The organism is Opitutus sp. ER46 (assembly GCF_003054705.1).
In the GTDB taxonomy this organism is placed as follows: Bacteria; Verrucomicrobiota; Verrucomicrobiia; order Opitutales; family Opitutaceae; genus ER46.
Map to the genome: position 1 here is coordinate 204828 of NZ_QAYX01000023.1, position 20739 is coordinate 225566.

General features: G+C 62.0%; 19 protein-coding genes and 2 tRNA genes. All 21 read left to right on the forward strand.

Annotation, left to right across the window (positions count from 1 at the left end):
* Positions 1-6: 6 nt before the first annotated feature.
* The 21 genes from DB354_RS13755 (at position 7) to rplW (ending at position 20714) form a co-directional block, all read left to right on the forward strand.
* Positions 7-669 (forward strand): MotA/TolQ/ExbB proton channel family protein, encoded by a 663-nt coding sequence (locus tag DB354_RS13755; protein ID WP_107836210.1) that lies wholly within the window; start codon positions 7-9, stop codon positions 667-669.
* Complete coding sequence (locus DB354_RS13760) at positions 666-1124, forward strand: hypothetical protein (protein WP_107836211.1); 459 nt, start codon at positions 666-668, stop codon at positions 1122-1124. The genes DB354_RS13755 and DB354_RS13760 overlap by 4 nt, the downstream gene beginning before the upstream one ends.
* 1 nt (position 1125) lies before the next feature.
* Positions 1126-1848, forward strand: coding sequence for a hypothetical protein (locus DB354_RS13765; RefSeq protein WP_107836212.1), 723 nt, complete (start codon positions 1126-1128; stop codon positions 1846-1848).
* Positions 1849-1941: 93 nt separating this feature from the next.
* A tRNA-Thr gene (locus DB354_RS13770) sits at positions 1942-2017 on the forward strand.
* A gap of 86 nt (positions 2018-2103) precedes the next feature.
* Positions 2104-3294, forward strand: a complete 1191-nt coding sequence (gene tuf, locus DB354_RS13775; protein WP_107836213.1) for an elongation factor Tu — start codon at positions 2104-2106, stop codon at positions 3292-3294.
* A gap of 76 nt (positions 3295-3370) precedes the next feature.
* Positions 3371-3446, forward strand: a tRNA-Trp gene (locus DB354_RS13780).
* Positions 3447-3458: 12 nt separating this feature from the next.
* The gene (gene secE / locus DB354_RS13785; RefSeq protein WP_107836214.1) at positions 3459-3662 is read left to right on the forward strand and encodes a preprotein translocase subunit SecE; all 204 of its coding nucleotides are present in this window, start codon (positions 3459-3461) and stop codon (positions 3660-3662) included.
* 11 nt (positions 3663-3673) lie between these two features.
* Positions 3674-4252 carry a transcription termination/antitermination protein NusG gene (gene nusG / locus DB354_RS13790; protein ID WP_107836215.1) on the forward strand — a complete coding sequence of 193 codons (579 nt, stop codon included), beginning with the start codon at positions 3674-3676 and terminating at the stop codon, positions 4250-4252.
* 122 nt (positions 4253-4374) lie between these two features.
* A complete protein-coding gene (rplK, locus tag DB354_RS13795) occupies positions 4375-4800 on the forward strand; it encodes a 50S ribosomal protein L11 (protein WP_107836216.1) in 426 nt (141 codons plus the stop codon).
* Between the two features lie 136 nt (positions 4801-4936).
* Positions 4937-5635, forward strand: a complete 699-nt coding sequence (gene rplA / locus DB354_RS13800; RefSeq protein ID WP_107836217.1) for a 50S ribosomal protein L1 — start codon at positions 4937-4939, stop codon at positions 5633-5635.
* 11 nt (positions 5636-5646) lie between these two features.
* Complete coding sequence (gene rplJ, locus DB354_RS13805) at positions 5647-6144, forward strand: 50S ribosomal protein L10 (RefSeq protein WP_107836218.1); 498 nt, start codon at positions 5647-5649, stop codon at positions 6142-6144.
* Between the two features lie 153 nt (positions 6145-6297).
* Entirely contained in the window at positions 6298-6681 is a 384-nt protein-coding gene (rplL, locus tag DB354_RS13810; RefSeq protein WP_107836219.1) for a 50S ribosomal protein L7/L12, read from the forward strand.
* Positions 6682-6869: 188 nt separating this feature from the next.
* Positions 6870-10649 carry a DNA-directed RNA polymerase subunit beta gene (gene rpoB / locus DB354_RS13815; RefSeq protein ID WP_107836220.1) on the forward strand — a complete coding sequence of 1260 codons (3780 nt, stop codon included), beginning with the start codon at positions 6870-6872 and terminating at the stop codon, positions 10647-10649.
* 96 nt (positions 10650-10745) lie between these two features.
* The gene (rpoC, locus tag DB354_RS13820) at positions 10746-14894 is read left to right on the forward strand and encodes a DNA-directed RNA polymerase subunit beta' (RefSeq protein WP_107836221.1); all 4149 of its coding nucleotides are present in this window, start codon (positions 10746-10748) and stop codon (positions 14892-14894) included.
* Positions 14895-15482: 588 nt separating this feature from the next.
* Positions 15483-15863, forward strand: coding sequence for a 30S ribosomal protein S12 (gene rpsL, locus DB354_RS13825; RefSeq protein WP_107836222.1), 381 nt, complete (start codon positions 15483-15485; stop codon positions 15861-15863).
* 26 nt (positions 15864-15889) lie between these two features.
* Positions 15890-16363 carry a 30S ribosomal protein S7 gene (gene rpsG / locus DB354_RS13830; protein WP_107836223.1) on the forward strand — a complete coding sequence of 158 codons (474 nt, stop codon included), beginning with the start codon at positions 15890-15892 and terminating at the stop codon, positions 16361-16363.
* 21 nt (positions 16364-16384) lie between these two features.
* A complete protein-coding gene (gene fusA / locus DB354_RS13835; protein WP_107836224.1) occupies positions 16385-18577 on the forward strand; it encodes an elongation factor G in 2193 nt (730 codons plus the stop codon).
* Positions 18578-18597: 20 nt separating this feature from the next.
* A complete protein-coding gene (rpsJ, locus tag DB354_RS13840; RefSeq protein ID WP_107836225.1) occupies positions 18598-18906 on the forward strand; it encodes a 30S ribosomal protein S10 in 309 nt (102 codons plus the stop codon).
* Positions 18907-19092: 186 nt separating this feature from the next.
* Complete coding sequence (gene rplC, locus DB354_RS13845) at positions 19093-19782, forward strand: 50S ribosomal protein L3 (protein ID WP_107836226.1); 690 nt, start codon at positions 19093-19095, stop codon at positions 19780-19782.
* A gap of 18 nt (positions 19783-19800) precedes the next feature.
* Positions 19801-20433, forward strand: a complete 633-nt coding sequence (gene rplD / locus DB354_RS13850; protein WP_107836227.1) for a 50S ribosomal protein L4 — start codon at positions 19801-19803, stop codon at positions 20431-20433.
* Positions 20433-20714: a 50S ribosomal protein L23 gene (rplW, locus tag DB354_RS13855; RefSeq protein WP_107836228.1), complete on the forward strand. Its 282-nt coding sequence runs from the start codon at positions 20433-20435 to the stop codon at positions 20712-20714. The genes rplD and rplW overlap by 1 nt, the downstream gene beginning before the upstream one ends.
* Positions 20715-20739: the final 25 nt, after the last annotated feature.

Below are 20739 nucleotides of genomic sequence, written 5' to 3' on the forward strand. Positions count from 1 at the left end.
ACTCACATGGCCGGCATTGACCTCAACCTTTTCGCCCACGGCGGGCCGATGATCTGGGTGCTCCTGGTGCTCGGGTTTATCGCCCTGATGCTCTTCATCGAGCGCATGCTGTTCCTGCATCGCGGGCAGATCCGGACCAAGGCCTTCCTGGACGGCATCAAGAACATCCTGGGCAAGCGCCGGTTGATCGAGGCGCTGACGGTCTGCGAGGAGACGCCGGGGCCGGTGGCGGCGGTGGTGAAGGCGGCGTTGCTGCATGCCGACGACGACGCGGAGACGATGCGTTTCCATGTGCAGGAGGCGGCGATCGTGGAACTGCCGGCGCTCGAACGCCGGGTGCACGCGATCGCGGCGATCGGGCAGGTGGCGCCGCTGGTGGGCCTGCTGGGCACGGTGCTGGGGTTCGTGACGACGTTCGTGGCCTACCAGAAAGGTGGCAACTACGTGTCGGCCACCGCGCTGTCGGCGGGGCTGTGGCAGTCGCTGCTGGCGACGGCGGGCGGCCTGATGCTGGCGATCCCGGCGCACCTGGGATATCACTTCCTCTCCGGCCGCGTGCGGGCGATCGTGCGCGACGTGGAATGGAGTGGTAACGAGATCATGAAGTATCTGCTGACCGAATACCGCGGCGTGTCCCCGGGCGGGGGCGGGGTGGAGAAGGCGAAATGATCGCGCGGCCCCTGAACCTCTCGACCCGGTTGCGGCCGGAGCCCCGCAGCTACGACGTGCTGTTTTACGTGAACGTGGCGCTGCTGGCATTCTACTTCGTGCTCTTCGGCTCGCGCTTTGTGGTTTCGCCGGGGCTGGGGGTGGGCTTTGCGTTGCCGGAGGTGCCAGGCGCGAATGCCGACCCGCGGCCGACCACGCACGTAATCTCGGTGGTGAACGCCGGGCAGATCTTTGTGGGCGACGGCCTGCGGAGCATGGAGCAGCTGCAGGAGTGGCTGACCACCCAGGCGACAACTGAGCGCCGGCAGACGGGGCGGATGCCCGTGCTGCTGGTGCGCTCGAGCGCGGAGGTGCCGGCGGCAATATTGGCGAGAATCGTGGGCATGGCGCATGGGGCGGGTTTCCAGGTGACGCTCGCGGCGGAGGATCCGGTGCGGACCGGCGGAGGGAGCTGACATGTCGCAGTCGGGTACGAAGCGCCGCTGGTTGATCGCGGCCGCGGGGGCGGCGACGGTCCTGGCGGTCGTGTTGTCGCTGTTTCGCCTACCAGTCGTGGTGGCGCAGCCGCTGCCGAAGCCGGCGCGACCGGCCGTGGTCCTGGCCCCCGGCCATGCGGACGAACTGGCGATGCGCGATCTGACACCGCTGTTTCTGCCCACGCGCTACAGCGCGGCGGCGAGCCAGTCGGGGGCGCGCGAGCCGGGCAGCGGGTTTGTCGATCGGGATGCGTTGCGGTTGAAGTTTGCGGAGGATAACCCGGCGCTGCCGCCCCCGCCATCGGTGCCGGTGCCGGCAAACCCGACCGAGGCGCTCCGCGTGATGCCGGTTCCGCTGGCGTATGGGTTCGGCCGTACCGACGCCGACCTGCCGGCGCAGGCGCCCCGTGGCGCCATGGTCGACGTCTTTGCGAGCGATGACATAAAGAGCGATGGCCCTGTGCTTTCCGTGCTGGTGCCCGTGGAGGACCGCCCGCCTGGAGTGACGGGAAAGCTACCGGGGTGGCAGCCCATGGAGTTTCAGGCGGCGATCGAATCTACCGGACTGGTTGGTGCGCTGATTCTGACCCGAGGCTCAGGCGTGCAGGAAGTTGACGCTCACTTTAAGAATTTTCTCGCCGAGGCATTCCGGCTTGGTGATCGTTTACCCCCTGGCTTCTACCGGATTGTGGTTGGGCCCTAGTTTTTCAGGGTTTGTATGACTTTGCTGTTGACGGTGGAAAACCGGGGCTGCACGTTCTTCGCTCTTTTTCGTTTTTTGGCACTCCCTTACTCTGCCCAGATAGCTCAGTTGGTAGAGCACCCCCTTGGTAAGGGGGAGGTCGTCGGTTCAAGTCCGATTCTGGGCTCCAGGGTACCAAAAACACGTCGGCTCCGGCTTCTCCGACGCTAACTGAGAGGCAATTTTCCATCCACCCAATCAAACGTCTTAACTCACATGGCTAAAGGCACATTCGAACGCAAGAAACCGCACGTGAACGTCGGCACGATCGGTCACATCGATCATGGCAAGACCACGTTGACGGCCTCGATCCTCGCCTGTCAGGCGCGCAAGGGTCTCGCTGAGCTGAAGTCCTATTCGGACATCGCGAAGGGTGGCACGGTGCGTGATGCGACCAAGACGGTGACGATCGCGGTGGCGCACGTGGAATACGAGTCGGACAAGCGTCACTACGCTCACGTCGACTGCCCCGGACACGCTGACTTCGTGAAGAACATGATCACCGGCGCGGCGCAGATGGACGGCGCGATCCTGGTGGTCTCCGCGGCGGATGGCCCGATGCCCCAGACGAAGGAGCACGTGCTCCTCGCCCGTCAGGTTGGTGTGCCGAAGATCGTCGTCTTCCTGAACAAGGTCGACCTGATCGACGACAAGGACCTCCTCGACCTCGTCGAAGAAGAGATCCGCGACCTCCTGAGCAAGTACCAGTTTGACGGCAAGAACGCGAAGATCGTCCGTGGCTCCGCCACTGCCGCGATGGAAGGCAAGCCCGAGGGCGAGGCCGCCATTGCCGAGCTGATGAACGCGATCGATTCCGAGATCCCGGAGCCGGTCCGCGAGATGGACAAGCCGTTCCTGATGTCCGTCGAAGACGTCTTCTCGATCACCGGCCGCGGCACTGTTGCCACGGGTCGTATCGAGCGCGGCGTGGTCAAGCTGAACGACACGGTCGAGATCGTTGGCCTGCGCGACACCAGCACGACCGTCGTGACCGGCATCGAAATGTTCCGCAAGCTGCTCGATAGCGGCCAAGCCGGTGACAATGTCGGCCTGCTCCTCCGTGGCGTCGACAAGGACGGCATCGAGCGCGGTCAGGTCATCGCGGCGCCGAAGTCGATCACCCCGCACAAGAAGGCCAAGGCCGAAATCTACGTCCTCTCCAAGGACGAGGGTGGCCGCCACACGCCGTTCTTCACGGGCTATCGTCCGCAGTTCTACTTCCGCACGACGGACGTGACGGGCGTTGTGCATCTGCCGAAGGGCGTCGAAATGATCATGCCGGGTGACAACATCACGGTCGATATCGAGCTGATCTCGCCGATCGCGATGGAGAAGACCCAGAAGTTCGCCATCCGCGAAGGTGGTCGCACCATTGGTGCCGGCCGCGTTACGGAGATCGTCGAATAAGCCCAGAACCCTGTTTCAGTCGACCGCCGAGGCCCTTGACGGGGCCTCGGCTGCGTCGTCTAAACCGACTTTCCACAGGCGTGTAGCTCAATTGGTAGAGTAGCGGTCTCCAAAACCGTCGGTTGGGGGTTCGAGTCCCTCCGCGCCTGCCAAATCTCTGATCCATGAAAAATCCGTTCAGCCGAGTCCGTATCTTCGCCCGCGAAACCAAAGACGAGTTGCTCAAATGCTCGTGGCCGACGCGCGCGGAACTCCGCGACTCGACGGTCGTCGTGATCGTCGCCATTGCGATCCTGGGCGTCTTCACGATGGTCAGCGATTTCTCGCTGCTGCAGGTCGTTGATCTCTTCACCTCGTGGGTCAGCTAACCTCTTCCTCGATGGCCGCCCAAACATCCGCCCCCGCCGGGGCCCAGTGGTTCGCGCTGCACACGCTCTCCGGCCAGGAGGGCAAGGTGAAGCTCTACATCGAGAAGTTCAAAAAGGCGGAGGAGCTCGACGATTTCATCTTCGAGGTCCTGCTCCCGACCGAGGTCGTCTCGGAGGTGAAGAGCGGCAAGAAGTCGACGAAGGTCCGCAAGCTCTATCCCGGCTACGTTTTCATCCAGGCGAGGCTGTACGACGAGAATCACAAGCTCATCAACAAGCCCTGGTACTTCCTGAAGGAGACCACGGGTGTGATCGGGTTCGTCGGTGGCGATCGTCCGGCCGCCCTGCGGCAGTCCGAAATCGACGAAATCTACGCCCGCATCGAGGCGGCCAGCGGCAAGGAAGTGCCGAAGGTGCAGTACTCGGTGGGCGAGGAGGTCAAGATCACCGACGGGGCCTTCGCCTCGCTGACGGGCCGGATCGACGAGATCGATCCGGAACGCGGCAAGCTGAAAATTTCCGTTTCCATTTTCGGCCGGTTCACGCCGGTTGAACTCGAGTACTGGCAAGTCCAGCGCGCCGCCGAGTAATTACACGATATATGATTTACGATTTATGATTTCCCGCCGCCTCTCGGAAATTCGAAATCGGAATCACTCGCGCGAAATCCAAATCATAAATCGTTCAATCATAATCCTGATCCGTTTCTAACATGGCCAAGAAGATCCAAGGTTACATTCGCCTTCAACTGCCGGCTGGTGCCGCTAACCCGGCTCCCCCGGTGGGTCCCGCGCTCGGTGCGCAGGGCGTGAACATCATGGCGTTCTGCAAAGAATTTAACGCCAAGACGAAGGACCAAAACGGGATGATTCTGCCCGTGGTCATCACGGTTTACACCGACAAGAGCTTCACGTTCATCCTCAAGTCGCCGCCGGCGTCCGTGCTGCTGAAGAAGGCTGCGAATATCGCGAGCGGCTCCGGCAAGCCCAATGTCGACAAGGTCGGCAAGGTGACGAAGAAGCAGCTGCTGGAAATCTATAACATCAAGAAGGCCGACCTGAATGCCAAGGACCCTGAGGCAGGCATCAAGGTGATCGCCGGCACCGCCCGCAACATGGGCATCGAGGTCGTCGACTGACGCCGCCGCGCGCAACTGGGGAAGGGTGGGCAGATTCCACCCTTTCCGAGGTTGCATGCCGGCCCGGTCGTTTTCGTTTTCGTCCGCAACCATCCCGCGGGAGGCCCACCGGCCGTTCGCACCGCAAGGAGCAAAAATGCCAAAGAAGCACAGCAAACGCTACACCAGCGGCATCAAAGTCGCTGATCTCGCCAAGGAATATCCGCTCAAGGAAGCGGTGGAGATCCTGGCCAAGTTCCCGAAAGCCAAGTTCGACGAGACGGTCGAGCTTTCGTTCCGCCTCGGCGTCGACGCGACGTCCGGCGAGCAGAACGTCCGTGGCACCACACCGCTGCCGAACGGCTCGGGCAAGAAGGTCCGCGTGCTCGTCTTCACCGACGATGCCCAGAAGGCGCTGGCTGCCGGCGCTGACTTCGCCGGCCTGCAGGAGATGATGCAGAAGATCAACGGCGGCTGGCTCGACTTCGACGTCGCGATCGCGACGACCGAGGCCATGAAGCAGGTCCGCACGCTGGCTCGCGTCCTTGGTCCCAAGGGCCTCATGCCGAACCCGAAGGCGGGTACGGTTACCGACGACGTGGCTGCGGGCATCAAGGCCGTGAAGGCCGGCCGCGTTGAGTTCAAGATGGACAAGACCGCCAACATTGGCGTCGGCGTGGGCAAGCGCTCCTTCACCCCCGCTCAGATCCTGGAGAATGCGCAGACCGTGCTCGAGGCGGTCGGCAAGGCTAAGCCCAATACCTTCAAGGGCGGCCAGTTCATCAAGAGCCTGACGCTGTCGTCGAGCATGAGCCCGGCTGTGAAGGTGGCTGCGACCGAATTCAGCAAATACTGAGGAGCCCGACCATGAGAGCCGAAAAACAATTCCTGATTTCCGAAGTCGAGACGCACCTCAAGAAGTCTGACTACGTCATCCTCGCCAACTTCACGAAAGTGACGGTCGCCGATGCGTTCGAGCTGCGCAAGCGGCTCGCCGCCGAGAAGGCCGAGTTCCACGTCGTGAAGAACAGCTCGCTGCGCGTGGCGGCCAAGGCCCTTGGCCTGCCGTCCGTCGACGAATCCCTGACCGGCCCGACGGCGATCGTCGTGGGCGGCAAGAATTCGGCCGGCGTCGCGAAGATCCTCAAGAAGTTCTTCGAGGAGAAGCAGAAGCTGGCGATCAAGGTGGGCGTGATGGACAAGAAGCTGGTGTCGGCCGCCGACTTGGCGAAAATCGCCGACCTGCCCTCGTTTGAGGCCCTGCGCGCCCAGTTCCTGGGCCTGCTCACCAGCAACGCCGCGGCCTTCGTTCGCGTGCTCGATGCCAAGGTCAAGAAGGAGCAGCCCGCTGCTCCTGCCGCCTAACCCAACCAAATCAACCAACCTTTTGCGGGAGCGACTCTGCTCCGTCCGCGGAAAAGACCGCTCCCGCAGCAATCCAACGAACTGGCTAGGGGATACGTCTCTTAAACGCGTTTCATTCCCGAAACCGCTAGCCCGCTTCAAGGAGTCGTTATCATGAGCAACATCACCAAGGATCAAGTCATCGAGTGGCTCTCCGGCCAGTCGGTCATCGAACTCGCCGCGCTGGTCAAGGACCTCGAGGGCAAGTGGGGCGTTTCCGCCGCCGCCGCCGTCGCCGCCGCTCCTGCTGGCGCCGCCGCCGCTGCCGCTCCGGCCGCCGAGGCGCAGACGGAGTTCACCGTCGTCCTCAAGGAGGCCGGTGCGAACAAGATCGGCGTCATTAAGGAAGTCCGCGCCATCACTGGCCTGGGCCTCAAGGAAGCCAAGGACCTCGTCGAAGGCGCTCCGAAGAACGTCAAGGAGAACGCCCCGAAGGCCGAGGCCGAGGAAATCAAGAAGAAGCTCGAGGCCGCTGGCGCCAAGGTCGAGCTGAAGTAAGGCCGCCGCGTTTGGCGCTTTTCCTCGCAAAAGTTCCGATTTCTTCGGGACAGGCCGCGTTAGCCCGCGGCCTGTCCTTTGCCTTTTCTCTTTTTGTTCTTTCCTTCCCTGCTACCAGCTATCGCGCGGGCACTGAGGGCACTGCCGCCGCGACCTTTTCTGTCTCCTAATTTTCATCGGGAAATCTCATGGCCGACCGCAACCACTCTGAACGTATTAACTTCGGCAAGCTTCGCGAAGTCATCCAGCCGCCGAATCTGATCGAGATTCAGATCAGTTCGTACCTCGACTTCCTGCAAAAGGGGATCCCCGAGAAGCAGCGCAAGGCCCAGGGCCTCGAAGCCGTTTTCCGTGAGGTTTTTCCGATTCTCTCGTACGATGAGCGCCTGACGCTCGAGTACGTGTCGTACACGCTCGGTGACCCGAAAAACACGGAGCTGGAGTGCCTGCGCGAAGGCATCACCTATTCCGTCCCGCTGTACGTGAAGCTCCGCCTGCGCGAGGAAGACTTCATCAAGGACGAAGACATCTACATGGGCGAAATCCCGATGGTGACCGAGCGCGGCTCCTTCATCATCAACGGCGCCGAGCGCGTCGTGGTTTCCCAATTGCACCGTTCGCCGGGTATCGCGTTCGAAGTCACCCCGCACCCGAATGGCAAGCCGCTGCACTCGTTCCGCATCATCCCGGATCGTGGCACCTGGCTCGAGGTTCAGTTCGATAACAACGACCTCCTCTACGTTTACCTCGATCGCCGCCGTCGTCGCCGCAAGTTCCTCATCACGACTCTCCTGCGTTCGATCGGCTACAGCTCGGATATCGATATCCTCAATCTCTTCTACGAGATCAAGGACCTGAAGGTCGCCAAGGCTCTGGACATGGAGAATGTCTCCACGCTCGTCCTTGTCGAAGACGCCATCGATGCCCAGAAGGGCGTCGTCCTTGCCCGTGCGTTCGAGCCGCTGACCAAGGCCATCGTCCGTACCTTCGAGAAACACGAGATCACCACGCTGCGCGTGATCGACACCTCGATCGACGAGGGCGCGATCATCCGCGCGCTGAAGAAGGATCCGACCCGCAACGAGGAAGAGGCGCTCAAGGAAATCTACAAGCGCCTCCGCCCCGGTGAACCGCCGACCACGGCGAACGCCAAGGCCCTCCTCAAGCGCCTGTTCTTCGATCCCAAGCGCTACGACCTCGGCCGCGTCGGCCGTTACAAGGTCAACCAGAAGCTCGGCCTCAAGACCGACCTCGAGCAGCGCATTCTCGAGAGCCAGGACATCGTCGCCGCCACCAAGTACCTCGTCCGCCTGAAGAAGGGCGTGGGCGTGGTCGACGATATCGATCACCTCGGTTCCCGTCGCGTCCGCACCGTGGGCGAACTCCTCGCCAACCAGTGCCGCGTCGGCCTGAGCCGCACCGAGCGCCTCGTCCGTGAGCGCATGACGATGTATGACCAGAGCGTCGACTCGATCACGCCGCAGAAGCTGATCAACCCGAAGGCGCTCACCACGGTCATCCGCGACTTCTTCGCGCGCAGCCAGCTGTCGCAGTTCATGGACCAGATCAACCCTCTCGCGGAGGTGACGCACAAGCGCCGCCTCTCCGCGCTTGGGCCGGGTGGCCTCAACCGTGAGCGCGCCGGCTTCGAAGTGCGTGACGTGCATCCGTCCCACTACGGCCGCATCTGCCCCATCGAAACGCCTGAAGGTCCGAACATCGGCCTCATCAACTCGCTTTCGACCTACGCCCGCGTGAACGAGTTCGGCTTCATCGAGACGCCGTATCGCGTTTGCAAGGACGGTCGCGTCACCGACAAGATCGAGTACCTCACGGCTGACCAGGAAGAGGGCAAGATCATCGCGCAGGCGAACGCCGAGCTCGATGACAAGAGCCACTTCGTGGGCAAGGTCACCTCCCGCCAGGACGGCAACTTCATCGAAGTCCAGCCGACCGACGTGCACCTGATGGACGTCTCCCCGAAGCAGGTCATCTCGATCGCCGCGGGAATGATTCCGTTCCTTGAGCACGACGACGCCAACCGCGCACTCATGGGCGCGAACATGCAACGCCAGGGCGTGCCGCTGCTTCAGGCCGAGGCGCCGTTCGTCGGCACCGGCATCGAAGAGCGCGTCGCCCGCGACTCCAAGATCGTCATGGTGGCCGATGAGGCCGGCGTGGTCGCTTCTGTGGATGCCAAGCGCGTCGTCATCACCCGCGACGGCGAGATGCCGCGCAACCTGAAGAACGACCCGAAGAACGGCGTCCGCGTCTACGAGCTGCGCAAGTTCATGCGCTCGAACGCCGGCACCTGCTTCAACCAGAAGCCGATCGTCAAGCAGGGCCAGAAGATCAAAGCCGGCCAGATCATCGCCGACGGTCCCTCGACCGACGGCGGCGAGATGGCTCTCGGCCGCAACGTGCTCGTCGCGTTCATGCCGTGGAACGGCTACAACTTCGAAGACGCCATTCTCATCTCCGAGAAGGTGCTCAAGGAGGACATCTTCACCTCGATCCACATCCAGGAGTTCGAGGTCACCGCTCGCGACACGAAGCTCGGGCCTGAGGAAATCACGCGCGATATCCCGAATGTCGGTGAGGAAGCGCTGAAGAACCTCGACCACAATGGCGTGATCCGCGTCGGCGCCGAGGTGAAGCCCGGCGACATCCTCGTCGGCAAGATCACCCCGAAGTCCGAGACCGAACTCGCCCCCGAAGAGAAGCTGCTCCGCGCCATCTTCGGCGAGAAGGCCGCTGACGTTAAGGATACCTCGCTCATCGTCCCGTCCGGTGTCACCGGCATCATCATGGACGTGAAGGTTTCCTCCCGGATCGACAACCAGGAGGAGAAGCTTTCGCCGTCCGATCGCCGCCGCCAGGCGAAGCAGATTCAGGAGGAGTACAAGACGCAGATGGACAAGCTGCGCGAGGGCCTGACCGAGGCCCTGTCGAACATCCTCCTCGGTGAGAAGATCCCGCTCGACGTCATCAACGGCGAATCCGGCGAGATCATCATCCCCGCCAACCGCAAGATCACCAAGACGCTCCTGCGCAAGCTCGCAGCCGTCTCGAAGCACGTCCAGATCGACCCGTCTCCGGTCCGCATTAAGATCATGGAGATCATCGGCTCGTATCAGACGAAGTTCGACGAGCTCGAGTCCGACCGTGAGCGCAAGCTCAGCACGGTCGAGTCCGGCGAGGGTGGGGCGGACGGCGCGATCAAGCAGGTCAAGGTCTACATCGCCACCAAGCAGAAGCTCGAGGTCGGCGACAAGATGGCCGGTCGTCACGGTAACAAGGGCGTGGTCGCCAAGATCGTGCCCGAGGAAGACATGCCCTTCCTGCCCGACGGCACTCCGGTTGAGATCTGCCTTAACCCCTTGGGCGTGCCTTCCCGCATGAACGTGGGCCAGGTGCTTGAAACCCATCTAGGCTGGGCCTGCAAAAAGCTCGGCTTGAAGGTGGCGACGCCGGTCTTCGACGGCATCCCCGAGAAGAAGGTCCGCGAGTACCTGAAGGAGGCCAAGCTGCCTTCCTCGGGCAAGAGCGCCCTCTACGACGGTCGCACCGGCGAGAAGATCGATCAGGAGGTCGTCGTCGGCTACATCTACATGATGAAGCTGAACCACCTCGTGTCGCACAAGATCCATGCGCGCGCGGTCGGTCCGTACTCGCTGGTCACGCAGCAGCCGCTGGGTGGCAAGGCCCAGTATGGCGGTCAGCGCTTCGGCGAAATGGAAGTGTGGGCGCTCGAGGCCTATGGCGCGGCGCACACGCTCCAGGAACTGCTCACCGTCAAGTCCGACGATGTGCAGGGCCGCACGAAGATCTACGAGTCGCTCGTCAAGGGCGACAACACGCTGCAGGCCGGCACGCCCGAATCGTTCAACGTGCTGATCAAGGAAATCCAGTCGCTCGGCTTGGACATCAAACTCCAGAAGCGCGACGCCTTGAGCTACGGCACCTGACCGCATCCCGCCGCGGGTGGCGCCGGCTTTCCGGCCGGCGCCCCTTGAACCCGCGACGGAACACCCGTTTTCAATCCAATTCAGGGAGACATAAAAATGATTCAACCCAACGAGACCGCCGCCTCCGCCGGCACCCGCGATCAGGCTCGCGAGGCCCTTGGCCTTGAGGAGGCCGCCTTCGATTGCGTGTCCATCACGGTCGCTTCGCCCGACGTCATCCGCAAGTGGTCGAAGGGCGAGGTCAAGAATCCCGAGACCATCAACTACCGCACCTTCAAGCCCGAGCCGGGTGGTCTCTTCTGCCAGAAGATCTTCGGCCCGGTCCGCGACTACGAGTGCGCCTGCGGAAAGTACAAGCGCATCAAGTACAAGGACGTCGTCTGCGATCGCTGCGGCGTCGAGGTTACGATCGCCCGCGTGCGGCGTGAACGGATGGGCCATATCGAGCTCGCCGTGCCGGTCGCGCACATCTGGTTCCTCAAGTCGATGCCGAGCCGTCTCGGCCTGCTGCTCGACATGACCGCGCGTTCCCTTGAGCGCGTGATCTACTACGAGAACTACATGGTGATCGATCCGGGCAAGACCCCGCTCGAGCCCCGCCAGCTGCTTACCGACACGGAATACCGCCAGGCCCTCGATGAGTACGGCGATGATTCCTTCGTCGCGAAGATGGGCGCCGAGGCCGTGCGCGATGCCCTGGTCAAGATCGACATGGAGGCCACTGTCGCCGAGCTGCAGGAGCAGATGCGCGCGACGAAATCGAAGCAGATCAAGAAGAAGCTCTCGAAGCGTCTGAAGGTCATCCAGGGCTTCATCCATTCCAAGAGCCGTCCGGAGTGGATGGTGCTCGAAGTGCTCCCGGTGATCCCGCCGGACCTCCGTCCGCTGGTGCCGCTCGAAGGCGGCCGGTTCGCCACGTCCGACCTCAACGACCTCTACCGTCGCGTCATCAACCGCAATAATCGCCTGCGGAACCTGATGCAGCTCAAGACGCCCGATGTGATCATTCACAACGAGAAGCGCATGCTGCAGGAGGCGGTCGACGCCCTCTTCGACAACGGCCGTCACGGCCGGCCGGTTACCGGCGCGGGCAATCGTCCGCTGAAGTCGCTGTCCGACATGCTCAAGGGCAAACAGGGCCGCTTCCGCCAGAACTTGCTCGGCAAGCGCGTCGACTACTCGGGCCGCTCGGTCATCGTCATCGGTCCCGAACTCAAGCTCAGCCAGTGTGGTCTGCCCAAGAAGATGGCGCTCGTGCTGTTCGAGCCGTTCATCATTCGCCGCCTGAAGGAACTCGGCTTCGTGCACACCGTCCGCGGTGCCCGCAAGATGATCGAGAAGAAGTCTCCGGAAGTCTGGGACATCCTTGAGGAAGTCACGAAGGGCCACCCGGTGCTGCTCAACCGCGCGCCGACGCTCCACCGCCTCTCGATCCAGGCGTTTGAGCCAACCCTCATCGAGGGCGAGGCCATCCGCATTCATCCGCTCGTCTGCACGGCGTATAATGCCGACTTCGACGGCGACCAGATGGCGGTGCACGTGCCGCTGTCCCTCGAGGCAATCATGGAGTGCAAGCTCCTGATGATGGCGACGAACAACATCTTCTCGCCTTCCTCCGGCAAACCGATTCTCACGCCGTCGCAGGACATCGTCCTCGGCGCGTACTACCTGTCGATCGAACCGCGCCGCAAGCCCGCCAAGGGCGAGCGCGTGCCGCTGCTGTCCGGCGTGCAGGAAGTCCTCTTCGCAAAGCAGGATGGCGCCCTCAAGGTGCATGACTGGATCGAGGTTCCGAATCCTGACTTCGGTCGCGACACCGTTTACGGCAACAAGGAGAAACGCGTCATCCGCACCACGGTCGGCCGCGCGATCTTCAACCAGATCTGGCCGCAGGCGATCGGCTTCGTGAACTTCGCGGTGCCGAAGTCCAAGTTGGGTGATCTGATCCTTAACACCTACAAGACGTCGGGCAACCAGGTGACCGTCGAGACGCTCGACCGCCTCAAGGAACTCGGCTTTCAGACGGCGTTCCAGGCCGGCATCTCGATCGGTATCGACGACATGATCATCCCGGAGACCAAGAAGGAGATCGTCTCCGACTCCCGGAAGCGCATCGCCGAGGTCGAGGGCCAGTTCAACAAGGGCATCATCACCGACGGCGAACGTTACAACAAGGTCGTCGACATCTGGACCAGCGCCACCGACCGCATCGCGAAGGAAGTCTTTGCGAAGCTGGAGGCCAACGAGGGCCGGACCGAGGTGAACCCGGTGTACATCATGATGGACTCCGGTGCGCGCGGTAACAAACAGCAGGTTCGCCAGCTGTGCGGTACCCGTGGCCTCATGGCCAAGCCGTCGGGTGAAATCATCGAGCGCCCGATTCTGTCCTCGTTCCGCGAGGGCCTTACGGTGCTCGAGTACTTCATCTCGACGCACGGCGCCCGCAAGGGTCTGGCCGACACCGCCCTCAAGACCGCTGACGCCGGCTATCTCACTCGCAAGCTCTGCGATGTGGCGATGGACGTAATCATTGCCGAGGAAGACTGCGGTTCCCGCGATGGTGTCTGGAAGAAGGCCATCTTCGAGGGCGACGACGAAATCGTCGGCCTGAAGGAACGCATCATCGGCCGCTTCTCGAGCGACGATGTCTACAACCCGCTCGACCCGTCCCAGCTGCTGGTCGGCGCCGGCGAACTGATCACCGAGGAAATCGGTGCAAAGATCGACGACTCCGGACTCGAGCGCGTGAAGGTCATGTCCCCGCTCACGTCCACGACGAAGGGCGGCATCGACGCGAAGTCCTACGGCATCAATCCGGCGACAAATCGCGTGGCCAAGATCGGAGACTCGGTCGGTATCATTGCGGCCCAGTCGATTGGTGAGCCTGGCACGCAGCTGACGATGCGTACGTTCCACATCGGTGGCGTTGCCTCCGGCGGCTTCAAGACGCCTGAAATCAAGGTCCGCTCCAGTGGTGTCGTCCGCTATCGCGGGCTGCGTCTCGTCGAGACCGCCGACGGTGGCTCGATCGTCCTCAACAAGACGGGCACTATCCAGATCGTTGACGCCGACGAGAAGGAACTCGAAGTCTACAACATCGTCGTGGGTTCATTCCTCCACGTCGGTGACGGTGAGAAGGTCGAAAAGGGTGCGGTCCTGGCGCAATGGGATCCATACAACGTTCCCGTGCTCTCCGAAAAGGGTGGCACGCTGGCGTTCAAGGACATGATCCCTGGCGTCACGGTGAAGCGCGAACTCGATGAGGCCTCCGGCCGCATCGCGACCGTCGTCATCGAGCACAAGGAGGACCTGAATCCGCAGATCGAGGTGCGCGATGCGAAGAACAAGCCGCTGGCTTCGTATTCGATTCCGGTCGGTGCGCAGATCGCGGTCCAGGAGGGCGATACCATCGCCCCTGGAGCGCTCCTCGCCAAGACGCCGCGTCAGGCGTCGAAGACGAAGGACATTACCGGTGGTCTCCCCCGCGTCGCCGAACTCTTCGAGGCGCGTCGTCCCAAGGACGCCGCCGAGATGTCTCGTATCGACGGTATCGTGTCGTTCGAGGGCACTGTTCGCGGCAAGCGCAAGCTCGTCGTGAAGAACGAGGAGACCGGTCAGGAGGAAGAGCACCTCATTGCCACCGGCAAGCACATCATCGTGCAGCCGGGCGACGTGGTGCACAAGGGCCAGCACCTCACTGAAGGTGCCGCTGATCCGCACGAGATCCTCGAGATCCTCGGGCCGTCTGCCCTCTATGACTTCCTGATCTCCCAGGTGCAGGAGGTGTATCGCCTCCAGGGCGTCACGATTAACGACAAGCACATCGAGATCATCATCCGCCAGATGCTCCGCAAGGTTCGGATCACCGATCCGGGCGACAGCGAGTACTTCTGGGGCGAGCAGGTCGATCGGGCCGCGTTCCTCTCCGAGAACAAGCGCATCGAAGAAGCCGGTGGTAAGCCGGCTGAAGCCGAGCCGATCCTCCTTGGCATCACCAAGGCGTCGCTCGAGACCGAGAGCTTCATCTCGGCCGCCTCCTTCCAGGAGACAACTCGCGTCCTCACGGATGCCTCGACGCTCGGCAAGATCGATCTCTTGAAGGGCTTCAAGGAGAACGTGATCATGGGGCACTTGATTCCGGCGGGCACGGGTCTGCCGAAGTACAAGCAACTCAAGATCTCGCTGCCGTTCGGTGCGGACCAAATCGTGGACGAGCCGAAGCCGGCGGAAGTCACCGCCAGCTAAACGGAGTCATCCGAGCACAGTTTCGAAGCCGCGGCCCCGAAGGCCGCGGCTTTTTTGTCCATTTTTAGAGGATGACCCGGCCGGTAACGAGAGGAGGCGTGCTAGGTCGCGCTCATGACGGCCGCGAATTGCCACCACTTTACCCTTGTCATCGGTGGGGTGTTTACCCACTTTCTCAGTCCCTCCCGCCAAAAACCGAATGTAGAGCCTAGCTCCATTCGGTTTTACGCCCGGTCTTCCGACCGGGCGTTTTTTTTGGGGGCAATTCGGGGACGTGGATCGTTTGTTCGCGCACCTTGCCCGGGATAGGGGAAGGGCGACACGGTCCCCACGCGCCTCGCAAAAATGCAGCATGCCAAAAAACGAGCTTGAACTCTGGGACGCTCCGACAACGCTCGACCCCCTTTCGTTTTAATACCGCGCGTTGTCGGCTCACACCGATGAACGCTTCCAGTTCGCGAAACCCCTCGCTCGAGGAGTTTTCGCGAGACGCTCTAGTTTTCGCCAGAAAGTGCTTGCCGAGTTTTGGCTGAAAACTAGCGTTCGCCTCTTTTCGTCAATTTTCACTCCGTCCGTCTCTTTCTTCGTATGCCGACCATCAACCAACTCGTCCGCAAAGGCCGTCGCAAGATGCGCATCAAGTCCAAGTCTCCGGCGTTGGCGGGCAACCCGTTCCGCCGCGGGGTGTGCGTTCAGGTCATGACGCGCACGCCGAAGAAGCCGAACTCGGCTATCCGTAAGGTTGCGAAGGTCCGTCTGACGAATGGCAATGAGGTCATCTCCTACATTCCGGACGAAGGCCACAACCTCCAGGAGCACTCGATCGTGCTCGTGCGCGGCGGCCGTGTGAAGGATTTGCCCGGCGTTCGCTATCACATTGTTCGTGGTACCCTTGACGCCACCGGCGTCGAGAAGCGCCGCCGCTCCCGTTCCAAGTACGGCGTCAAGCGCCCGAAGGCCGCCAAGTAAACTGAGTTCTTTTCCATCCTTTCGCCATGTCACGTCGTCACAGAGCTGAGAAACGCCACGTTGTCCCGGATATCCGCTACAACAGCCCGTTGGTTGCGCACCTCGTCAATGTCATCATGAAGAGCGGCAAGAAGAATCTTGCCCAGCGCATCGTTTACGGCGCGTTCGAGAAGGTTTCCGAGAAGCTCGAGAAGGGCGATCCGGTGGATCTGATGCTGGGCGCGCTCGAGAACGCCCGCCCGCGCCTGGAAGTGAAGAGCCGCCGTGTTGGTGGTGCGACGTATCAGGTGCCGGTCGAAATCTCGTTTGAGCGACAGGAATCGCTCGCGCTGCGCTGGATCGTCGACGCGGCCACGAGTCGGAAGGGCGTGCCGATGAAAGACGCGCTCGCGGCTGAGATCATCGACGCCTACAACAATACGGGGACGGTCGTTAAGAAGAAGGAAGATACCCATAAGATGGCTCAGGCGAACCGCGCCTTTGCCCACCTGCGCTGGTAACCAGTCCAGACCCACCTGCTCATGTCTGCTACCGCTGCACCGGCCATCACTGTCGTCACCGACAAGGCCAAGATTTCCCCTGCCAACGCCAAGGACCGTCCGTTCCCGCTGGAATGGACGCGCAATATTGGCATCGCCGCGCACATCGACGCCGGCAAGACCACGACCACGGAGCGCATTCTTTTCTACTCCGGCGCCGTCCACAAAATGGGCGAGGTCCACGAGGGCACGACCGTCACCGACTGGATGGAACAGGAGCGCGAACGTGGCATCACGATCACCGCGGCCGCCATCTCTTGCGCCTGGAATGCTTCTTGTGGCCCGTGGAAGGGCATCAAGCAGCGGATTAACATCATCGACACTCCCGGACACGTGGATTTCACGGCCGAGGTCGAACGTTCCTTGCGCGTGCTTGACGGTGCCGTCGCCGTGTTCTGCGCAGTCGCTGGCGTGCAGCCCCAATCCGAGACGGTCTGGCGGCAGGCGAACAAGTACCGCGTTCCTCGCGTCGCGTTCATCAACAAGATGGATCGTACGGGCGCCGACTTTTTCCGCGCGGTCCGCGAGATGCGCGAGAAGCTGAAGGCCAACGCGCACCCGCTGTTCATTCCGATCGGCAAGGAGGAAAATTTCTCCGGCATGATCGATCTGGTCCAGAATACCGCCTACCTCTTCGACGAGACCTCGGATCCGCTCGGGATGAACCCGGTGACGTCCGAGATCCCCGCCGAGTACAAGGACCAGACGAAGGAGTACCGCGACAAGCTCATCGAGGCGGTTTCCGACTTCGACGATGTGATCGCGGAAAAGTATCTCAGCGGCGAGGAGATCACGGTCAACGAGCTGATGCTCGGCATTCGCAAGGCGACCATCTCTCTCCAGTTCACCGGCGTCGTCCCGGGCTCCGCCTTCAAGAAGAAGGGTGTGCAGCGCCTCCTCGATTGCGTGGTCAACTATCTTCCGAGCCCTGTCGACGTCCCGCCGATGATCGGCCAGGACAGCGATGGCAAGGAAGTTGCCGCCGTCGTCGACGACAAGAGCAAGCTGGCCGGCCTCGCGTTCAAGCTCTGGACCGACCCGTTCGTCGGCAAGCTGGTGTTCTACCGCGTGTACACGGGCAAGCTCCTCAAGGGCATGTCGGTCTACAACCCGCGCACCCGCCGCTCCGAGCGCGTCTCGCGCCTCGTCTTGATGCGCGCGATCGACCGTGAGGAAATCGACGTCGCGTTTTCGGGCGACATTTGCGCGGTGGTCGGCGTCAAGGAGGTCATCACTGGTGACACCCTCTGTGACGAGGACTTCGACATTCGTCTTGAGCCGCCGTCCTTCCCCGAGCCCGTCATCTCCATGTCCATCGAGCCGAATTCGAAGGGCGACCAGGAGAAGATGTCGACCGCGCTGCAGCGGTTGGTGGCCGAGGATCCGACGCTGCGCGTCAAGACCGATCCCGACACCGGCCAAACCATTCTCGCCGGCATGGGCGAGCTTCACCTCGACATCATCCGCGACCGCATGAAGCGCGAGTTCAAGGTTGAGGCGACCGCGGGCAAGCCGCAGATCGCCTACCGTGAAACCGTGACCAAGCTGGCGGAAGGCGAGGGCAAGTTCATCCGTCAGTCGGGCGGCAAGGGCCAGTACGGTCACGTGATCGTGAAGCTCGAGCCGAATGAAAAGGGTAAGGGCGTCGAGGTCATCAACGAGATCGTTGGTGGCGCGATTCCGAAGGAATTCGTCAAGCCCGCCACCGAAGGCATTCTCGAGGGCACGAACAACGGCGTCGTGGCCGGCTATCCGGTTGTCGACGTCAAGGTTCGCATCATCGACGGCTCCTTCCACGAGGTCGACTCCTCTGAACTCGCGTTCAAGATGGCTGGCATCTTCGCCCTCAAGGAAGCGATGAAGAAGGCGAACCCGATCCTCCTCGAACCCATCATGGGCGTCGAGGTGACCACGCCGGAAGATTATCAGGGCGATCTGATGGGAGACATCAATCGTCGTCGTGGCTCGATCCAGGGCATGGAAAATAAGAACGGCGCCTGCATCATTTCGGCGCACGTTCCGCTTGAGACGTTGTTCGGCTACGTCACGGACATCCGCTCGCTCTCCAAGGGCCGCGCGTCCGCGTCGATCACGCCGTCGCACTTCGAGCAGGTGCCGAATTCGCTCCTCGCCAAGATCGTCGAAACCTCCTCCAAGGCGCCCGCGCGCACCTAATCCCTCGTTCTTTTTCCGCCATGAAAGGCCAACGAATTCGCATCAAACTCCAGGGCTTCGACTATCGCGTGATCGATCAGTCGGCTCAGGACATCGTCGAAACCGCCAAGCGCTCCGGCGCGCGCGTGTCCGGACCGATTCCGCTGCCCACCCGCATCGAGAAGCTTTCCGTCAATCGCTCGCCCCACGTCGACAAGAAGTCGATGGAGCAGTTCGAGACCCGCACGCACAAGCGGCTCATCGATATCATCGAACCCACCGCGCAGACCGTGGACGAGCTGAAGAAGCTCAACCTGCCGTCGGGCGTCGACATCACGATCAACGTTTAACCTTCAGAACGTGGAGGGACGGCTGCGGCCGCACCCTCCATGCTCTTTTCTCCTCCCTCCTCCTTATCTTTCGTACCCGGATTTCGTTCCTCTACAGTTAGCAGTTGCCTGTGTGCCTTCCGGCACCGCCAGGCCTCGCTAAAGTAGGTCCGTTAAACGGAAAACCATCCACCTACCGCTTAGCCTATGATCTCCGAAATTTTAGGTCGGAAACTCGGTATGACGCAGGTCTACGATGCACAGAACGTGCTCGTGCCCGTCACCGTGGTTGAAGCCGGACCCTGTACTGTGGTCCAGGTCAAGACCGTCGAAACCGACGGCTACAACGCCGTTCAGATCGGCTTCTCCTCCAAGAAGGCAAAGAACACCTCGAGCGCCGAGCTCGGCCACGCCAAGAAGGCGGGTCTTGAAGCCGCGCCCCGCGTGCTTGCTGAAGTTCGCCTTGCTTCTGCCCCTACGCTCAAAGTCGGCGATGTCGTGAACGCCTCTGCCTTTACTGAAGGCCAGACGGTTGACGTTCTCGGTGTCACGAAGGGCAAGGGCTTCCAAGGCGTTGTTCGTCGTTTCCGCGTTGCCGGCGGTCCCGCCGCTCACGGTTCGATGTTCCATCGCCGAATCGGCGCGATCGGTATGCGCCAGACGCCTGGCCGCACCTGGAAGAACCAAGCCATGCCTGGTCACATGGGCCAGGTCTGCCGCACCGTGCAGAATCTTCAGATCGTGAAGGTCATCGCTGAGAAGAACCTCCTGCTCGTCAAGGGAGCGATTCCCGGCGCCAACGGCGACGACGTCATTGTCCGCACCGCCATCAAGGGTCAGCGCACGGCTCCGGCCGCTGCCGCGCCTGAGGCCAAATCGGCCGCCGCGAAGAAATAACCCGGAGAATCAAACGAAATGAAACTCACCGTTTTCTCTCCCGACGGCACGAAGAGCACCGAGAAGGACTTCAACTTTCCGACCTTCGAAGGCGACAAGGGCCTTCAGGCGGTCAAGGAAGTCATCGTCGCCATCAACGCGAACAACCGCCAAGGCACGGCGTCGACCAAGACCCGTGGCGAGGTCAGCGGCGGCGGCAAGAAGCCGTGGCGCCAGAAGGGCACCGGCCGCGCTCGCGCCGGTTCGACCCGCTCCCCCCTCTGGGGCGGCGGTGGTGTCGTGTTTGGCCCGAAGCCCCGGGACTACTCGAAGAAGATCAACGCCAAGGTGAAACAGCTGGCTTTCAGCCGCGCGCTGTTTGATCGCGCAACGGCCGGCGAAATCGCCGTGATCGAGGCGTTCGACACAAAGCTGACGAAGACCAAGGCGTTCAACCAGGTCGTGAGCCGTATCGCCCCCAAGGGCCGCGTGCTCCTCGTGGATGCGCCGTTCGCCGCCGAGGCCGCCCGCGCTTCGCGGAACATCGACCGCGTCTCCCTCCAGGAGGCCGCAACGCTCAACACTCTCGATCTCGCGCAATACGCGAAGATCGTTGTCAGCACCAAAGCCATCGAGGCCATCCTCGCCCGCGTGAATGGAGGCAAGAACTAATGCAAGCCGACAAAGTCCTCAGAACCGTCCGTCTCTCCGAGAAGTCCAACAAGCTTTCCGCTGAGCTGGGCCAGTACACCTTCGAAGTCGACCGCGGCGCTAACAAGCACCAGATCGCCCAGGCGGTGGAAGAGACGTTCAAAGTGACGGTTCGGCGCGTGAACGTCCAAAACTACCGGGGCAAGAACAAGCGCAGCCGCCAAGGCCGCCCCAGCGTCGGGTCCGACTACAAGAAGGCCATCGTGACGCTCAAGGCCGGCGACAAGATCGAGCTCGTCTAAGGCGAGTCCGCCCAACCCGGAGAAA